The sequence below is a fragment of the Stenotrophomonas sp. YJH_SMC_101-4 genome, from assembly GCF_059370395.1.
This window is the reverse complement of sequence record NZ_JCAFTP010000002.1, coordinates 640364-654510: the sequence shown is the minus strand read 5'-3', so window position 1 is coordinate 654510 and position 14147 is coordinate 640364. Positions and strand designations below refer to the sequence as shown.

General features: G+C 66.7%; 14 protein-coding genes. 9 read left to right on the top strand and 5 right to left on the bottom strand.

What is annotated here, in order from left to right; genetic code table 11:
- Positions 1 to 258 precede the first annotated feature (258 nt).
- The 8 genes from AC5P8D_RS09185 (at position 259) to AC5P8D_RS09150 (ending at position 6882) form a co-directional block, all read left to right on the top strand.
- Positions 259 to 1245 carry a PhoH family protein gene (locus AC5P8D_RS09185; protein ID WP_019337148.1) on the top strand — a complete coding sequence of 329 codons (987 nt, stop codon included), beginning with the start codon at positions 259 to 261 and terminating at the stop codon, positions 1243 to 1245.
- Positions 1242 to 1727: an rRNA maturation RNase YbeY gene (gene ybeY, locus AC5P8D_RS09180; RefSeq protein ID WP_217015576.1), complete on the top strand. Its 486-nt coding sequence runs from the start codon at positions 1242 to 1244 to the stop codon at positions 1725 to 1727. Before AC5P8D_RS09185 ends, ybeY begins: the two co-directional genes overlap by 4 nt.
- A gap of 48 nt (positions 1728 to 1775) precedes the next feature.
- Complete coding sequence (locus AC5P8D_RS09175; RefSeq protein ID WP_053442773.1) at positions 1776 to 2384, top strand: hypothetical protein; 609 nt, start codon at positions 1776 to 1778, stop codon at positions 2382 to 2384.
- Positions 2385 to 2461: 77 nt separating this feature from the next.
- Entirely contained in the window at positions 2462 to 3070 is a 609-nt protein-coding gene (locus AC5P8D_RS09170) for a hypothetical protein (RefSeq protein ID WP_049436536.1), read from the top strand.
- A complete protein-coding gene (locus tag AC5P8D_RS09165; protein ID WP_053443804.1) occupies positions 3070 to 3657 on the top strand; it encodes a hypothetical protein in 588 nt (195 codons plus the stop codon). Before AC5P8D_RS09170 ends, AC5P8D_RS09165 begins: the two co-directional genes overlap by 1 nt.
- 64 nt (positions 3658 to 3721) lie before the next feature.
- Positions 3722 to 4603, top strand: a complete 882-nt coding sequence (locus AC5P8D_RS09160) for a CorC family transporter (protein WP_005408827.1) — start codon at positions 3722 to 3724, stop codon at positions 4601 to 4603.
- Positions 4600 to 5853 carry a lipoprotein N-acyltransferase Lnb domain-containing protein gene (locus tag AC5P8D_RS09155; RefSeq protein ID WP_447907076.1) on the top strand — a complete coding sequence of 418 codons (1254 nt, stop codon included), beginning with the start codon at positions 4600 to 4602 and terminating at the stop codon, positions 5851 to 5853. Before AC5P8D_RS09160 ends, AC5P8D_RS09155 begins: the two co-directional genes overlap by 4 nt.
- A 6-nt stretch (positions 5854 to 5859) precedes the next feature.
- On the top strand, positions 5860 to 6882 hold the full coding sequence (locus AC5P8D_RS09150) for a magnesium and cobalt transport protein CorA (RefSeq protein WP_049482912.1): 1023 nt from the start codon (positions 5860 to 5862) through the stop codon (positions 6880 to 6882).
- Between the two features lie 75 nt (positions 6883 to 6957).
- Here AC5P8D_RS09150 and AC5P8D_RS09145 read toward each other — a convergent pair whose 3' ends face one another.
- The 4 genes from AC5P8D_RS09145 to AC5P8D_RS09130 form a co-directional block, all read right to left on the bottom strand.
- The gene (locus tag AC5P8D_RS09145; protein WP_019337143.1) at positions 6958 to 8322 is read right to left on the bottom strand and encodes an NAD-dependent succinate-semialdehyde dehydrogenase; all 1365 of its coding nucleotides are present in this window, start codon (positions 8320 to 8322) and stop codon (positions 6958 to 6960) included.
- An 83-nt stretch (positions 8323 to 8405) separates the two neighbouring features.
- A complete protein-coding gene (locus tag AC5P8D_RS09140; RefSeq protein WP_008267688.1) occupies positions 8406 to 9248 on the bottom strand; it encodes an ABC transporter permease subunit in 843 nt (280 codons plus the stop codon).
- The gene (locus AC5P8D_RS09135) at positions 9245 to 10177 is read right to left on the bottom strand and encodes an ABC transporter permease subunit (RefSeq protein WP_043400427.1); all 933 of its coding nucleotides are present in this window, start codon (positions 10175 to 10177) and stop codon (positions 9245 to 9247) included. The genes AC5P8D_RS09140 and AC5P8D_RS09135 overlap by 4 nt, the downstream gene beginning before the upstream one ends.
- A complete protein-coding gene (locus AC5P8D_RS09130; RefSeq protein ID WP_010486163.1) occupies positions 10174 to 11310 on the bottom strand; it encodes an ABC transporter ATP-binding protein in 1137 nt (378 codons plus the stop codon). The genes AC5P8D_RS09135 and AC5P8D_RS09130 overlap by 4 nt, the downstream gene beginning before the upstream one ends.
- Before the next feature lie 273 nt (positions 11311 to 11583).
- Between AC5P8D_RS09130 and AC5P8D_RS09125 the strand changes: the two genes are divergently transcribed.
- Positions 11584 to 12990 carry an NAD(P)-binding domain-containing protein gene (locus AC5P8D_RS09125; RefSeq protein WP_495203244.1) on the top strand — a complete coding sequence of 469 codons (1407 nt, stop codon included), beginning with the start codon at positions 11584 to 11586 and terminating at the stop codon, positions 12988 to 12990.
- A gap of 38 nt (positions 12991 to 13028) precedes the next feature.
- On the opposite strand, the gene AC5P8D_RS09120 is transcribed toward AC5P8D_RS09125, so the two are convergent.
- On the bottom strand, positions 13029 to 14138 hold the full coding sequence (locus tag AC5P8D_RS09120) for a polyamine ABC transporter substrate-binding protein (RefSeq protein WP_004151739.1): 1110 nt from the start codon (positions 14136 to 14138) through the stop codon (positions 13029 to 13031).
- Positions 14139 to 14147: the final 9 nt, after the last annotated feature.

Genomic DNA, 14147 nt, shown 5'->3' with positions numbered 1-14147 from the left:
CGATGAATGCCCCCGTGCAGGCCACCTGTGGCAGTGCTGCCGCAGCGACGAACGGCCATGACGCTTTTTTCACCAGGACCTCATGGGCCTTGTGGCACAAGCATTGCAAAGGTCTATCCACAGGTTTCCGCGCGCCCCGTCCACACCGGGTGTGGAAAACGCTGTATCGACCGTCTGCTGGCCGTGTGCCCCGCACGCGCGCTACCCTTGTCCTCCCTGAATACACTGCGGTGGAAGGCGTCCGCCCCACCCCAAGCAATGAAAAGCATCGATCATCGAGACTTCACCCTGTCGCCGGAAGACAACGAGCGACTGGCCAACCTGTGCGGCCCCTTCGACGGGCACCTGCGCCAGATCGAGCTGAAGCTCGGCGTGGAGATCGCAAATCGTGGCTTCGTGTTCCGCATCAGCGGGCCGAACGAAGCCATCGTCGAGGCGCAGAAACTGGTTGAAGCGCTGTACGCCGAAGCCGGCGAAACCACCTTCGACAACCACGCCATCCACCTGCGCCTGGCGCAGGCCAACGTCGAGCAGATCGCCGAACGCTCCTACGAAGCGCAGGAGGTGGCGATCAAGGTCAAGCGCGGCACGGTGCGCGGTCGCGGTGCCAACCAGGGCCGCTACCTGCACCAGATCGCCACGCATGACATCAACTTCGGCATCGGTCCGGCCGGTACCGGCAAGACCTTCCTGGCCGTGGCCAGCGCGGTCGAAGCACTGAACGAATCGCGGGTGCAGCGCCTGATCCTGGTGCGCCCGGCGGTGGAGGCCGGCGAGAAGCTGGGCTTCCTGCCCGGCGACCTGAGCCAGAAGGTCGACCCCTACCTGCGACCGCTGTACGACGCCCTGTACGAGATGATGGGCGTGGAGAAGGTGGTCAAGCTGCTGGAGAAGAACGTCATCGAGATAGCACCGCTGGCCTACATGCGCGGCCGCACGCTCAACGATGCGTTCGTGATCCTGGACGAAGCACAGAACACCACCATCGAGCAGATGAAGATGTTTCTGACCCGCCTGGGTTACGGCTCCACTGCGGTGGTCACCGGTGACCTGACCCAGACCGACCTGCCCAAGCATGTGAAGTCCGGCCTGCGCGACGCCATCGACGTGCTGCGTGAGGTCGAGGGGGTCAGCTTCACCTTCTTCGAATCCCGTGACGTGGTCCGCCACCCGCTGGTCGCACGCATCGTCAGCGCCTACGACCGCCGCGACCTGCATCAGATCCAACCTGGAGCGACTCCATGACCCGTGGTCCCGTGCGACTGGACGTCGCCGTCAGCTATGCCCTCCCGCGTGCCGGCCTGCCGTCGGCGGTGAGTTTCCGCAAATGGGTGGCTGCCGCGCTGAAGGGCCGCATCCGCGAGGCCGACCTGGCCATCCGCGTGGTCGATGCCAAGGAAGGGCAGTCGCTGAACCGCCATTACCGCGGCAAGGACTACGCGACCAATGTGCTCAGCTTCCCGGCCGAAGTACCCGAAGGCCTGCCCAAGGGCGTCAAGTTCCCGCTGCTGGGTGACCTGGTGATCTGTGCACCGGTGGTGGCACGCGAGGCCGACGAACAGGACAAGGCGCTCAACGCCCACTACGCGCACCTGACCGTGCACGGCGTGCTGCACCTGCTCGGCTGGGACCACGAGGACGACAAGGAAGCCGAGGCGATGGAGCAGCTGGAACGGGAGATCCTGGCCGAGCTGGGCATCGACGACCCATACGCGGGCGAGCGCTGACACCGGGCTCTGTTCCGAGCCCACGCACTCACGGAAGAGGAGCGCAGCATGTCCCTGCCCGCACTTGTGCTTGCCGCGCTACTGCAGTCCGGGGCTGGCCTGATGCCCGATCCTGACCGTCCGTCACCGTTCCCCACCAGTGACAGCGAGGCCGACATCGCCGCAAAGATCGCCGAACTACGGGCGTTCTTTGGCAGCAACGAGCGCGACACCCGCAATACCGTCGCCACCGCCCAGCAACGGGCGCTGATCGACCGCCTGGAAGCGCGGCACGCGGCCCGCCTGGCCGGCATCTGGGTGGACAATGCGAGGGGCTGGAACGTTGTGGTGCGACTGACAGGCGCCGCACCCGAGGCCGATGAGACACACCCAGGGGCGGATGGCCCGCAACGTGTGCACTACATCACCGGCGCCGCGATGACCGAAGCGGAGATGGAGCGCCGCCTGCATGCTCAGCGGGACGGGCTGCTCGCCCAGCTGCCCGACCAGTTCGGCTATAGCCTGGATGTCAAGACCGGGGAGCTGGAGGTGGAACTCCGGGATACCCCAGCCAACCGCGCAACGGCGGCGACCGTGCGCGACCACCTGCAGGTGCAACTGGGCTACCCGGTCAGGCTGCGCTGGTATCCGGCGACATCGCAGCGGCGATCCCCCTGACCAACGTGGCCAGCGGGCGCCGGTCCGCGCGCTGCGCTATTGTTCGCCGCCAGGCATGGGGCGCAAGGAAACCAAGGATGACCTCGGACAACGGCTCGATGATGTTTACGCTCGGCGTGGGTCTTTTCGCCGTGCTGCTGGCGCTTGGCGCCTATGCCGTGCGCCGCATCAGCGCCCGCGACCCCAGCGGCAGGCATTGGCTGCTGCGCAGCCTGGCCCTGCTGTCGCCCCTCTGCCTGCTGACCGGCGCGGCGATCGGCCTGATCGGCCCGCATCTCAATGGCGAACGGGAACCGGCCCATACCCCCGCACTGTGGGGGGCGTCGATGATCCTGGTACTGGCGGGTGCGCTGACTCTGCCGGTGTTGTGGCGGATGCTGGTGCACCGGCACCTGGGCCGCCCGGTCAACGCGCTGCCGTTCTTCCATGCCAGCCGGACCTCGCTGCTGGTGCTGTTCGTGCTGGCCCTGATCTACCTGAAAGCAAGCGGCAAGGCGGCGGACGACCTGATGCCGTGGCTGACAGGTCCAGGCCTGTGGCCGGCAGTGGTGCGTGCCGCAGGGGAAGCCATGCAGATCGCCATGACGTCGGTCGTGCTCACCTTGTCCTTCATGGTCGTGCGGTTCCTGATGATGGGTTTCGCGCGCCGTCTGGTGGCACCGCTCCGGCGCTCGCCAGGGCTATGATGGCGCCCCTCTGCCTGCGGAAACCGCTCGTGTCACTGCGCTGCTGCCTGCCTCTGCTGTGTGTCCTTGCGGTCCCATCCGCGTTCGCTTCCCGCCTGGACCTGCCGGCGCTGATCGAATGCCGCCAGGGCGTGGCCGACCAGGCTGCGCTGGCGCCGTTGCTGGCCGACCCGCTGGCGGCCGTGGCCCAGGGCCTGCAGCCGCTGCCGCAGGGCAACCAGTTCATGAGCGAGTACCGCCTGGCCCAGCCGATCAGCGTGTTCGGCGTGAGCACCGAGCGGGTGGCGGTGGCCGGGGCCAGCGTCATGGCAGTCCTCGACCAGGCCGACCCACGCCCGCTGGCCAAGCGCCTGGCGCTGGAGACCGGCTACGACCAGGACGGCAAGTTCATGGCCGGCCGCGAGCTGGTCAGCCGCGACGTGACCGACCCGAAGACCGGCGAGGCCCAGATCGAGTCGATCATCCTCAGCGTCTCCACCGTGGCCTCCCACCCGGGCAAGACCTTGGCCGGCTGCACCTACAGCCTGGACCTGCCCGAGGAAGCGGCAGCCCCGGGCTCCCCTGCCCCGGCCACCGGCAGTCACTGACAGGCCGCCACATCCTGCTAGACTTGGGCCAACGCCCGGCCTGCCGGGTGCCTTTTTTCCAGAGATGTCAGAAGACGACAGTAGTAGCTCCCCTGCGGAGCACAGTGAAAAGAAGCGCGGCTGGCTTGAACGCCTGACCTCCGCCTTCTCCGGCGAACCCCATACCCGCGACGAGCTGGTCGCTGTCCTGCACACCGCGCAGGAAGAGGGTCTGATCGCCGCCGATACCCTGAAGATGATGGAAGGCGCCATTTCGGTGGCCGAGCTGACCGTGGGCGACGTGATGATCTCGCGCTCGCAGATGGTCTCGCTGCCGGTCGAGGCGCCCTTCCTGGAACTGATGAAGCAGGTGGTCGAATCCGGCCATTCGCGCTTCCCGGTGCACGGCGAGAACAAGGACGACATCCTCGGCATCCTGCTGGCCAAGGACCTGCTGCGCGGCGTGGTTGCCGACAACGGCCCGGCCAACGTGCGCGAGCTGCTGCGCCCGGCGGTGCTGATCCCGGAGGCGAAGAAGCTCAACGTGCTGCTGAAGGAGTTCCGCCTGTCGCGCAACCACATGGCCATCGTGGTGGACGAGTACGGCGGTGTCGCCGGCCTGGTCACCATCGAGGACGTGCTGGAACAGATCGTCGGCGAGATCGACGACGAGCATGACGAGGCCGAGGATCCCTCGGCGCAGATCGCGATCCAGTCCGACGGCCAGTACGTGGTCGACGCGCTGACCCCGATCGGCGACTTCAACGAGCGATTCGGCGCGACGTTCTCCGACGAGGACTACGACACCATCGGTGGCCTGGTCACCGAGGCCGTGGGCCATCTGCCGGAAGTCGGTGACGAACTGGCGCTGGACCGTTTCATGTTCCGCGTGGCCCGCGCCGATGCGCGCCGGGTGCAGGCCTTCCACGTGACCGTGCTGCCGCCGGACGCGCAGGACGACGCTTGAAGCGCCGCGGCCTGATCCTGAAGCTGTGGCTGGCACTGTGCGTGCTGGCCATGGCCCTGCCGCTGGCCGCGTTCGCGCAGCCGGCGGCGGCCCCGCCTGCCGCTACGGCGCCCGCCAGTACTGAAGCCCCCGCCCCGCGCATCGGCGTGGTCACCATGCAGCCGGGCACGGTGTTCTTCGAACGCTTCGGCCATGACGCCATCGTGGTGCTTGATCCAGTCAGCGGTGAGGCGACCTCGTACAACTTCGGCTACTTCGACCCGTCCGAGGACGATTTCATCAGCCGCTTCGCACGCGGCGACATGATGTATTACCTGGTGGCGCTACCGCTGCAGCAGGATCTGTCCTACTACGACGAGACCGGCCGTGGCGCCAGCGTGCAGTGGCTGGACCTGCGCCCCGACCAGGCACGTGCGCTCGCTGCCGATCTGGCCGAACGGGCCAAGCCGGAAAACGCGCGTTACCACTACGACTACTACACCGCCAACTGCGCCACGATGGTGCGCGACACGGTGGACAAGGCACTCGGCGGCGGCCTGCAGTCGCAGCTGTCGGGGCGCTCGCGCGGCAACACCTACCGCAGTGAATCGGTGCGCCTGGCCTCGCCGGCACCCTGGATGTGGCTGGGCTTCGATGTAGGCCTGGGGCCGTTCGCCGACCAGCCGCTGTCGCGCTGGCAGGAAGCCTTCGTACCGATGCGCCTGGCCGATGCGCTGCGCCAGGCACGTAACAGCGATGGCCGTCCGCTGGTGCAGTCCGAACAGGAACTGCTGCCGCACCGTATCGATCCGGAGCCGAAGGAATCCGCGCGCCGCTGGTGGCCGTGGCTGCTGCTCGGTCTGATCGTGGCCGGCGGCGTGCTGGCGCTGCGCCGCCGTCCGCGCCTGCTGGCCGGGCTGGCGCTGCCGTTCTGGCTGCTGTGTGCCCTGTTCGGCGGCGTGCTGGTGTTCCTGTGGGGCTTCAGCATCCACTACGCCGCGTGGGCCAATCGCAACCTGCTGTTGCTTTCGCCGCTGGCGGTGCTGCTGCTGCCCGGGGCGATCAGCCTGCTGCGCCGGCGCGTGCCGGGCCGCATGTTCAGGATCGTACTGTGGCTGCTGGCGGTACAGGCGGTGGCCGCGCTGGTGCTGCACTGGCTGAGCCTGCAGGCGCAGTACAACGTGCAGTGGATCGTGCTGCTGCTGCCCGTCCACGTCGCGCTGGCATGGGTGCTGGGGCGTACTCCTCACTTGTCCAAAACACAGCCCTGACGCACGATGGCGGGCATGTCATTGCCCGCCTCCGCTGCCGCGCCCGCCTCAGCCAACCCCGCCTGCGTCATCAACTGCGTCCACTACGATGACGAGGGCAAGCGCCACGACATCACCCTGGACGCCATCAGCGATGTCATTGCCGGTGGCAATGGCTTCGTCTGGGTCGGCCTCTACGACCCCAATGACGATGTGCTGTTGAAATTGCAGGAAGAGTTCTGCCTGCACGACCTGGCCATCGAGGATGCGCGCAATGCGCACCAGCGGCCCAAGGTCGAGACCTACGGCAATTCGATGTTCGTGGTGGTGACGACCGCGCAGATGGTCGACGAGCGCATCCAGTACGGCGAAACCCACGCCTTCCTCGGCCCACGCTTTCTGGTGACGGTGCGCCATGGCGCTTCGCTGTCCTACGCCCCGGTACGCGCGCGGGTCGAGCGCGAGCCCCAGCTGCTGAAAATGGGCCCGTCGTACTGCCTGTATGCGGTGACCGACTTCGTGGTCGACAACTACCTGCCCATCGTGCACCGCTTCCGCGACACCCTGGACCTGCTCGAAAAGGACATCTTCGCCGACACCTACAAGCGCAGCACCGTGGTGCGGCTGTACGAGCTCAAGCGCGAACTGAACAAGATGCGCATGGCGGTGGCGCCGCTGCAGGACGTGCTGGCACAGCTGCGTCGCTATCAGGGCGAACTGATCCCCGACGAGGTGAAGCTGTACATCCGCGACGTGCACGACCACGCGGTACGCATCAGCGATGTGATCGACACCCTGCGCGAGATGCTGGGCACCGCACTGAGCGTGAACCTGTCGCTGGTGACGCTGGCGCAGGGCGAGACGGTCAAGCGGCTGGGTGCATGGGCGGCGCTGCTGGCGGCGCCGACGCTGATCACCAGCTGGTACGGCATGAACTTCAGCCACATGCCGGAATTGAACCAGCCGTGGGCCTACCCGCTGATGATCGTTGGCGTGGGCGGCGTGTGCGTGGGGCTGTACCGGCTGTTCAAGCGCGCGAAGTGGTTGTAGATCGTATCGACCAACGGTCGATACCCGCCAGACCGGTAGGCCACGACCGTTGGTCGTGGCGCATTGGATGATCCATCAAGCCACGTAGACGGTCTTGATGTTCATGAACTCATGGATGCCATGGTCGGCCAGTTCGCGACCGAAACCGGACTGCTTGCTGCCACCGAACGGCAACCGCGCATCGCTCTTGACGATGGCGTTGACGAACGCGGCGCCGCATTCCATGCGCTGGGCAAAGCCTTCGCCGCGCACCGCGTCGCGCGTCCACACGCTGCCGCCCAGGCCGAAACGGGTGTCGTTGGCCACGCGCAGCGCCTCGGCTTCATCCTTGACCCGGATCACCGCCGCCACCGGCCCGAACAGTTCCTCATCGTAGGCCGGCATGCCAGGACCTACCTGGTCGAGCACGGTGGCCGGATAGCCGGCATGCGTGCCGGCAATCGGCTCGCCACCGATCAGCACGCGCGCGCCCTTGGCGACGCTGGCCTGCACCTGCTTGTGCAGTTCGTCGCGCAGGTCGGCACGCGCCATCGGCGCCAGCGTGGTGCCGCGCTCGTCAGGGTCGCCATACTGGCGTTCGCCCGCCGCTTCCACGAAGCGACGGGTGAATTCATCGGCCACCGCATCGACCACGATGAAGCGCTTGGCCGCGATGCAGGTCTGCCCGCTGTTGTCGAAGCGTGACTTCACTGCCGCGGCCACGGTCTTGTCGAGGTCGGCATCGTCGAGCACCACGAAGGCATCGCTGCCGCCGAGCTCCATCACCGACTTCTTCAGCTGGCTGCCGGCATTGGAAGCGATCGAGCGCCCTGCCCGTTCGCTGCCGGTCAGCGTCACCGCCTTCACCCGCGCGTCGCGCAGCACCTCGGCGGCCTGGTCGTTGTCGATGTGCAGTACATCGAACACGCCATCGGGCAGGCCGCCGTCACGGCATACCGCCAGGATCAGGTCGGCGCACTGCGGCACGTTGCTGGCGTGCTTGAGCAGGGCCACGTTGCCAGCCATGAACGCCGGGGCCAGGAAACGGAACACCTGCCAGATCGGGAAATTCCACGGCATCACCGCGAACACGCAGCCGATCGGCTCGTAGCGCACGTAGCTGCGCTGGGCTTCGGTGTCGATCAGCTGCGGCTTCAGGTAGTCGGCCGCGTGGTCGGCGTAGTACTCGCAGGCGGCAGCGCACTTGTCGACCTCGGCCAGCGCCTCGGCCTTGAGCTTGCCCATCTCGTGGGTCATTGCCTGCTGCAGGTCATCGCGACGGGCGCGCAGCTGCGCGGCAATCTGGCGGAGGATGGCGCCGCGGTCCTGGAGCGAGTGATCAGCCCAGCCGGGGAAGGCATCGGCAGCGGCCTGCAGGCGCTGCTCGATGTCGGCTGCACCCATCAGTTCATGGCGGTAGGTCACCTGGCCGGTGGCCGGGTTGATGATCTCGACGGTCATGGGGGATCTCCATCTGGAAGACCCCCATTGTGCGCCGCTGTCCGTGAGCCGGGTGTTGCCGGCGCTGTCGACAGGCCGTGTGCTCAGCCGTTGTCCTGCCGCGCCAGCTGCAGATCGCGCTGGCGCCGCTTCTCCGCACGCGCATTGATGTACCAGCCGATCACCGCGGCGATCGACACCGCCGACACCAGCAGCGTGGCCAGTGCGTTGATCTTCGGGCTGATGCCCATGCGCACCGAAGCGAACACCTTCATCGGCAGCGTGGTCGAGCCCGGCGTGGCGACGAAGCTGGCCACCACCACATCATCCAGCGACAGGGTGAACGCCAGCAGCCAGCCTGCCACCAGCGCCGGCGCGATGATCGGCAGGGTGATGCGGCCGAACACGGTCAGCCGGCTCGCGCCCAGGTCCATCGCGGCTTCTTCCAGCGACAGGTCCATCTCCTGCAGGCGCGAGGACACCACCACGGTGACGAAGCACAGTGTGAAGGTGACGTGCGCGATCCAGATGGTGGTCAAGCCACGCGCCGGGAACCCGGGAATCGCACCCATCGAAGCCAGCAGCGCCATCAGCGAGAAGCCGAGGATCACATCCGGCATCACCAGCGGTGCGGTGACCAGCGCGCCAAACAGCGGCTTGCCGCGGAAGCGCTTGAAGCGGGTCATCACCATCGCCGCCAGCGTGCCCAGCACGGTGGCCGTGCAGGCGGTCCAGAACGCGACCACCAGGCTGGTCCACATCGCATCCATCAGCGCGCGGTCGGCGAACAGATCGCTGTAGGCGCGGGTGGAGAACCCGGCCCAGACCATCGCCAGCCGCGAGCTGTTGAACGAATAGAACATCAACAGCAGGATCGGCAGGTACAGGAAGGCGAAGCCGAGCAGCAGCACGCCCAGCCCCAGGCCCTTGGCGCTACGCGGGCTCATGCCTGCTTCCCTTCCAGCAGGCGCTGCTGGGAACGGTTGAACAGCAGGATCGGCACCAGCAGCAGCAGGATCATCGCCACCGCCATCGCCGAGGCGCCCGGCCAGTTACGGTTGTTGAAGAACTCGTTCCACAGCTGGCGGCCCACCATCAGCGTCTCCGAGCCACCCAGCATTTCCGGGATCACGAATTCACCGATCGCCGGAATCATCACCAGCATGCAGCCGGCGATGATGCCCGCCTTCGACAACGGCAGGGTGATGCGCAGGAACGCCTGCCACGGCTTGGCACCGAGGTCGTAGGCCGCTTCCAGCAGGCGGTGGTCGTGCTTGACGAGGTTGGCGTACAGCGGCAGCACCATGAACGGCAGGTAGCAGTAGACGATGCCGATGTAGGCGGCGGTCGGGGTGTCGATCAGCTGCAGTTTCTGCAGGCCCATCGACGTCATGAGCGACTGCAGGCCGGTGAACTGCAGGAACTGGTCGAGCAGGCCGTTGCGGTCCAGGATCGCCTTCCACGCATACACGCGGATCAGGAACGAGGTCCACGACGGCAGCACCACCAGCATCATCGCCACGTTGCGCGCGGCCGGTGACAGGCGGGCGATGGCATAGGCCATCGGGTAGCCGATCAGCAGGGTCAGGAAGGTCGAGATCGCTGCGATCTTGATCGAGCTCAGGAAGGCCTGCGCATAGATCGAATCGCGGAACAGCGCCAGGTAGTTTTCCAGGTTCAGCTTCAGCGAGAAGCCGCCGTCGGCGTACTGCAGCAGCCAGGTGTACGGCGGCGAGCCGACCCGGCTGAGCGAGAAGCTGATCATCAGCACGATCAGGAACGGCACTGCGAAGAACAGCAGCAGCCACAGGTACGGGATGCCGATCACCGTGGCACGCAGCCCCGGCAGCCAGCGCTTCAGGCCGGCCGTGCTCATGAGGTCAGCACCACGCCGTCGTTGTCGCGCCAGTGCACCCACACACTGTCGCCCCAGGTCAGGCCATCGCTGGCCCAGCGCTGCGAGTTGGCGAAGTTGGCCAGCACCTTGGCACCGCTGGGCAGGCGCACGTGGTAGACCGAATGGCTGCCGAAGTAGGCGATGTCCTCGATCACACCCTGGGCCTTGTTGGTGTGCCCTTCCGGCTCGTCCTTGCCGATCATCACCTTCTCCGGGCGCAGCGCGAACGCGACCGGCTGCCCTTCATAGCCGGTGATGCCATGGGCGATGTAGATCGGCGCCGGGAACAGCGGCGAGCGCACGGTGACGTACTCGGGCAGGTCCTCGTCGATCACCCCGTCGAACAGGTTGACCGAACCGATGAACTCGGCGACAAAGCGGTTGGCCGGCTGCTCGTAGACCTCGTCCGGCTTGCCGACCTGCTGGATCCAGCCGGCATCCATCACCGCGATGCGGGTGGCCATGGTCATCGCTTCTTCCTGGTCGTGGGTGACCATCACGCAGGTCACGCCCGACGATTCGATGATGCTGACCAGTTCCAGCTGCATCTGCGAGCGCAGCTTCTTGTCCAGCGCGCCCATCGGCTCGTCCAGCAGCAGCAGCTTCGGCCCCTTGGCCAGCGACCGCGCCAGCGCCACGCGCTGCTGCTGGCCGCCGGAGAGCTGGTGCGGCTTGCGCTTGCCCAGGTGGCCCATCTGCACCAGGTCGAGCATCTCGCCGACGCGCTTGCTGATCGCGTCCTTGCCCAGGCCATCCTGTTTCAGGCCGAAGGCGATGTTCTGCTCGACCGTCATGTGCGGGAACAGGGCGTAGGACTGGAACATCATGTTGACCGGCCGCTGGTACGGCGGCAGCGCGTCCAGGCGCTGGCCATCGAGGGTGATGCTGCCCTTGGTGGGCGTCTCGAAGCCGCCGAGGCAGCGCAGCAGGGTCGATTTGCCACTGCCGGAGCCACCGAGCAGGGCGAAGATCTCGCCCTTGCGCACGTCCAGATTGACGTCGTCGACGGCGACGAAACCGTCGAATTCCTTGCGCAAATCACGAATGGAGAGATAGCCGGGCGCACCGGTCGTGTCGACGACGGCGGCTACCGGCTGGGCTTCAACGGGCATGGGGGCTCCGGGAGCGGGCGGTGGACAGCGGCCGCCATTCTACCGGCCGGGGGCTGCAGGGGATATGACGGGAGCAGGTGGAAGCGGCCGCTGGCCGGCCTCGGGGCCTCGAGGGGTGTCGGTTTTCCCCAGCCATGCTGGCCTGTCCGCCGGAAGGCCCGGGCTCTCTTCGACGCCCGGGCGGCCGTCCCGACCAGACACCACGGGCGGCAGCCCGATCTGCAACATTTTTCAGAACGGGATCCGTTGAAAGCCAAGGACATTCCCCGCGCAATGCCTCGGATCAAGGCCTTGCATGGACCCACACTGGTGATTCCCCCGGACAGCCCCTCCCCCTCCCCCTTCCCGCCCCGCCTGCCGGGCTCCCTGCCCGCAAGGCTGCCACTGGTCATCATCGGCGCCGGCCAGGCCGGGTTGTCGCTCAGCGCGCTCCTGCAGGAGGCCGGCGTCGAGCATCGCGTGCTGGAAGCCGAAACCGTGGGCGCCAGCTGGCAGCGACGCTGGGAGTCGTTCCAGACCAACACCGCCAATGCGACGATGGCCCTGCACGGTCATGCCTATGCCGGCGATGACCCGGAGGGCTTCATGGGTGCCCCGGAGGTGATCCGGCGGCTCCGCGCGTATGCCCACGAGCGCTCCTTGCCGATCAACGAGGGATGCGTGGTACATCGGGTTGGGCCTGAGTCCGGTGGCTATGCCATCGACAGCAGCCAGGGGCCGATCCATGCCCGCGCAGTGGTGGTCGCCACCGGTGAATACCGCCGCGCGCGGATGCCCCGGGTCCCCTTCGCACCCGCGCCAGGCCTCACCGTGCTGCACTCGGGCGACTACCGCAGTGCCCGTCAGCTGCCCGATGGCGCCGTGCTGGTCATCGGGGGTGGGCAGTCGGGCGCGCAGATCGCCCAGGACCTGCGCAACAGCGGTCGCAGCGTGTACTGGTCACTGGCCCAGCGTCATTCGCACACCCGCCGGCTGCGCGGCAAGGACTCGATGACCTGGTGGGACATGGCCGGCCGCATCCACCAGCATGTGAGTGAAGCGGCCGCCGTACTGGCCGGAGAACCGGATGCGCTGCGCAAGGCCCGCACCGCGGAGTTTCCGCTGATCTCGGGCAAGGGAAGCGGCGGCCTGGGCAGCTCGATCAGCCTGCTGGCGATGCACCGCGCAGGCATCAGGTTGCTGGGCCGGTTGCAGGAATTCAGTGGAAACACCGCCCGCTTCGCAGATGTCCGTCCGCAGCTGCGCACCGCGATCGAGGCCACTCGGGCCGAGTATGCCTATCTCGATTCGCTGGCCAGCGCGTACTACGCCACGCGGCCCGAACCGCGCACCGACGATGCCCGCTACATTCCCGAAGAGGTCTATCTGCACTGGGAGCCGGAACCGTCGCCATGCGAGCTGGATCTGCAGGCCGCAGGCATCCGCTCGGTGGTGCTGGCCACCGGTTTCGTCGCCGAATGGCCCTGGCTCGACGTGCAGGGCGCGCTGGATGCACACGGCTATCCGCTCGGCGAGTTCGGTGTTTCACCGCAGCCGGGGTTGTTCTTCATCGGCATGCACAACCTGCAGCGGATGAGTTCGTCGTTCCTGTGCAACGGCGGCCGCGATGCACGCGACCTGCTGCCGGCCATCCTGCGGCACCTTGGCCGAAGCGGGAGTACAGGCTTCGGCGCAGGGTAAGGGAGCCGCCGGGCAAGGCCCGACGGCGCCAGACCGGCTTAGCGGCCGGTCTTCACCTCGGTCCACAGCCGGGTGTAGAGCTTGTCGGTCTCCGGCGTGTTGATCGAATAGGTGAACATCTTCTCGGCCACGTCGGCCGGCGGGTAGATGGTCGGGTCGGTACGGATCGCCTCATCCACCAGCGGGGTCGCGGTCGGCACCGGGTTGGCGTAGTGGATGAAGTTGGTGTTGGCTGCGGCAACCTTCGGCTGCAGCAGATAGTTGATGAACGCGTAAGCGGCTTCCGGATGCTTGGCATCCTTCGGGATCGCCAGCATGTCGAACCACTGCGGGGCGCCTTCCTTCGGGATCGAATAGGCCACGTGCACGCCGTTGCTGGCTTCCTCGGCGCGGTCGCGGGCCTGGATGATGTCACCCGACCAGCCGACCACCAGGCAGGTTCCACCGTTGGCCAGCGAACCCACGTACTGCGAGGAGTGGAAATTCTGCACGTACGGGCGGATCGACTTCAGCAGGTCGGCCGCCTTCTGCAGCTCGGCCGGGTCACCGCTGTGCGGGTCCAGACCCAGGTAATGCAGCGCGATCGGAATCATGTCCGCCGGCGTGTCCAGGATGGTCACGCCGCAGTCCTTCATCTTGCTGATGTTCTCCGGCTTGAACACCAGGTCCCAGCTGTTGGCGATATCCGTGCTGCCGCCAAAGCGCTGCTTCAGCATCTCCACGTTGTAGCCGATGCCGGTGGTGCCGATCATGTACGGCACGCCGTACTGGTTGCCCGGGTCCTGGGTGGCGATGCGCTTCATCACCGCCGGATCGAGATTGGCCAGGTTCGGAATCTTGCTCTTGTCCAGCGGCAGGAACACGCCGGCCTGGATCTGGCGGCCGAAGAAGTTCAGCGTCGGCACCACCACGTCGTAGCCGCTGTTGCCGGCCAGCAGCTTGGTCTCGACCATCTCATCACTGTCGAACACATCGTAGGTCACCTTGATGCCGCTCTCCTTCTCGAAGGTCGGGATGGTGTCCTCGGCGATGTAATCGCTGTAGTTGTAGACGTTCAGGACCTGGCTGTCCTGCGCGCCGCCGTTGCCACCGCTGCAGGCGGCGAGCATGGCGGAGGCCAGGCCGAGCGTGAGGATACGCAGCTTCATCGGGTGCTC

Coding starts and splice junctions, on each gene's coding strand:
- AC5P8D_RS09150 (WP_049482912.1), top strand. CDS start 5,860: ATGGCGGGCATGTCATTGCCCGCCTCCGCTGCCGCGCCCGCCTCAGCC.
- AC5P8D_RS09140 (WP_008267688.1), bottom strand. CDS start 9,248: ATGAGCCCGCGTAGCGCCAAGGGCCTGGGGCTGGGCGTGCTGCTGCTC.
- AC5P8D_RS09125 (WP_495203244.1), top strand. CDS start 11,584: ATGCCTCGGATCAAGGCCTTGCATGGACCCACACTGGTGATTCCCCCG.
- AC5P8D_RS09165 (WP_053443804.1), top strand. CDS start 3,070: ATGGCGCCCCTCTGCCTGCGGAAACCGCTCGTGTCACTGCGCTGCTGC.
- AC5P8D_RS09135 (WP_043400427.1), bottom strand. CDS start 10,177: ATGAGCACGGCCGGCCTGAAGCGCTGGCTGCCGGGGCTGCGTGCCACG.
- ybeY (WP_217015576.1), top strand. CDS start 1,242: ATGACCCGTGGTCCCGTGCGACTGGACGTCGCCGTCAGCTATGCCCTC.
- AC5P8D_RS09145 (WP_019337143.1), bottom strand. CDS start 8,322: ATGACCGTCGAGATCATCAACCCGGCCACCGGCCAGGTGACCTACCGC.
- AC5P8D_RS09130 (WP_010486163.1), bottom strand. CDS start 11,310: ATGCCCGTTGAAGCCCAGCCGGTAGCCGCCGTCGTCGACACGACCGGT.
- AC5P8D_RS09185 (WP_019337148.1), top strand. CDS start 259: ATGAAAAGCATCGATCATCGAGACTTCACCCTGTCGCCGGAAGACAAC.
- AC5P8D_RS09120 (WP_004151739.1), bottom strand. CDS start 14,138: ATGAAGCTGCGTATCCTCACGCTCGGCCTGGCCTCCGCCATGCTCGCC.
- AC5P8D_RS09175 (WP_053442773.1), top strand. CDS start 1,776: ATGTCCCTGCCCGCACTTGTGCTTGCCGCGCTACTGCAGTCCGGGGCT.
- AC5P8D_RS09160 (WP_005408827.1), top strand. CDS start 3,722: ATGTCAGAAGACGACAGTAGTAGCTCCCCTGCGGAGCACAGTGAAAAG.
- AC5P8D_RS09170 (WP_049436536.1), top strand. CDS start 2,462: ATGACCTCGGACAACGGCTCGATGATGTTTACGCTCGGCGTGGGTCTT.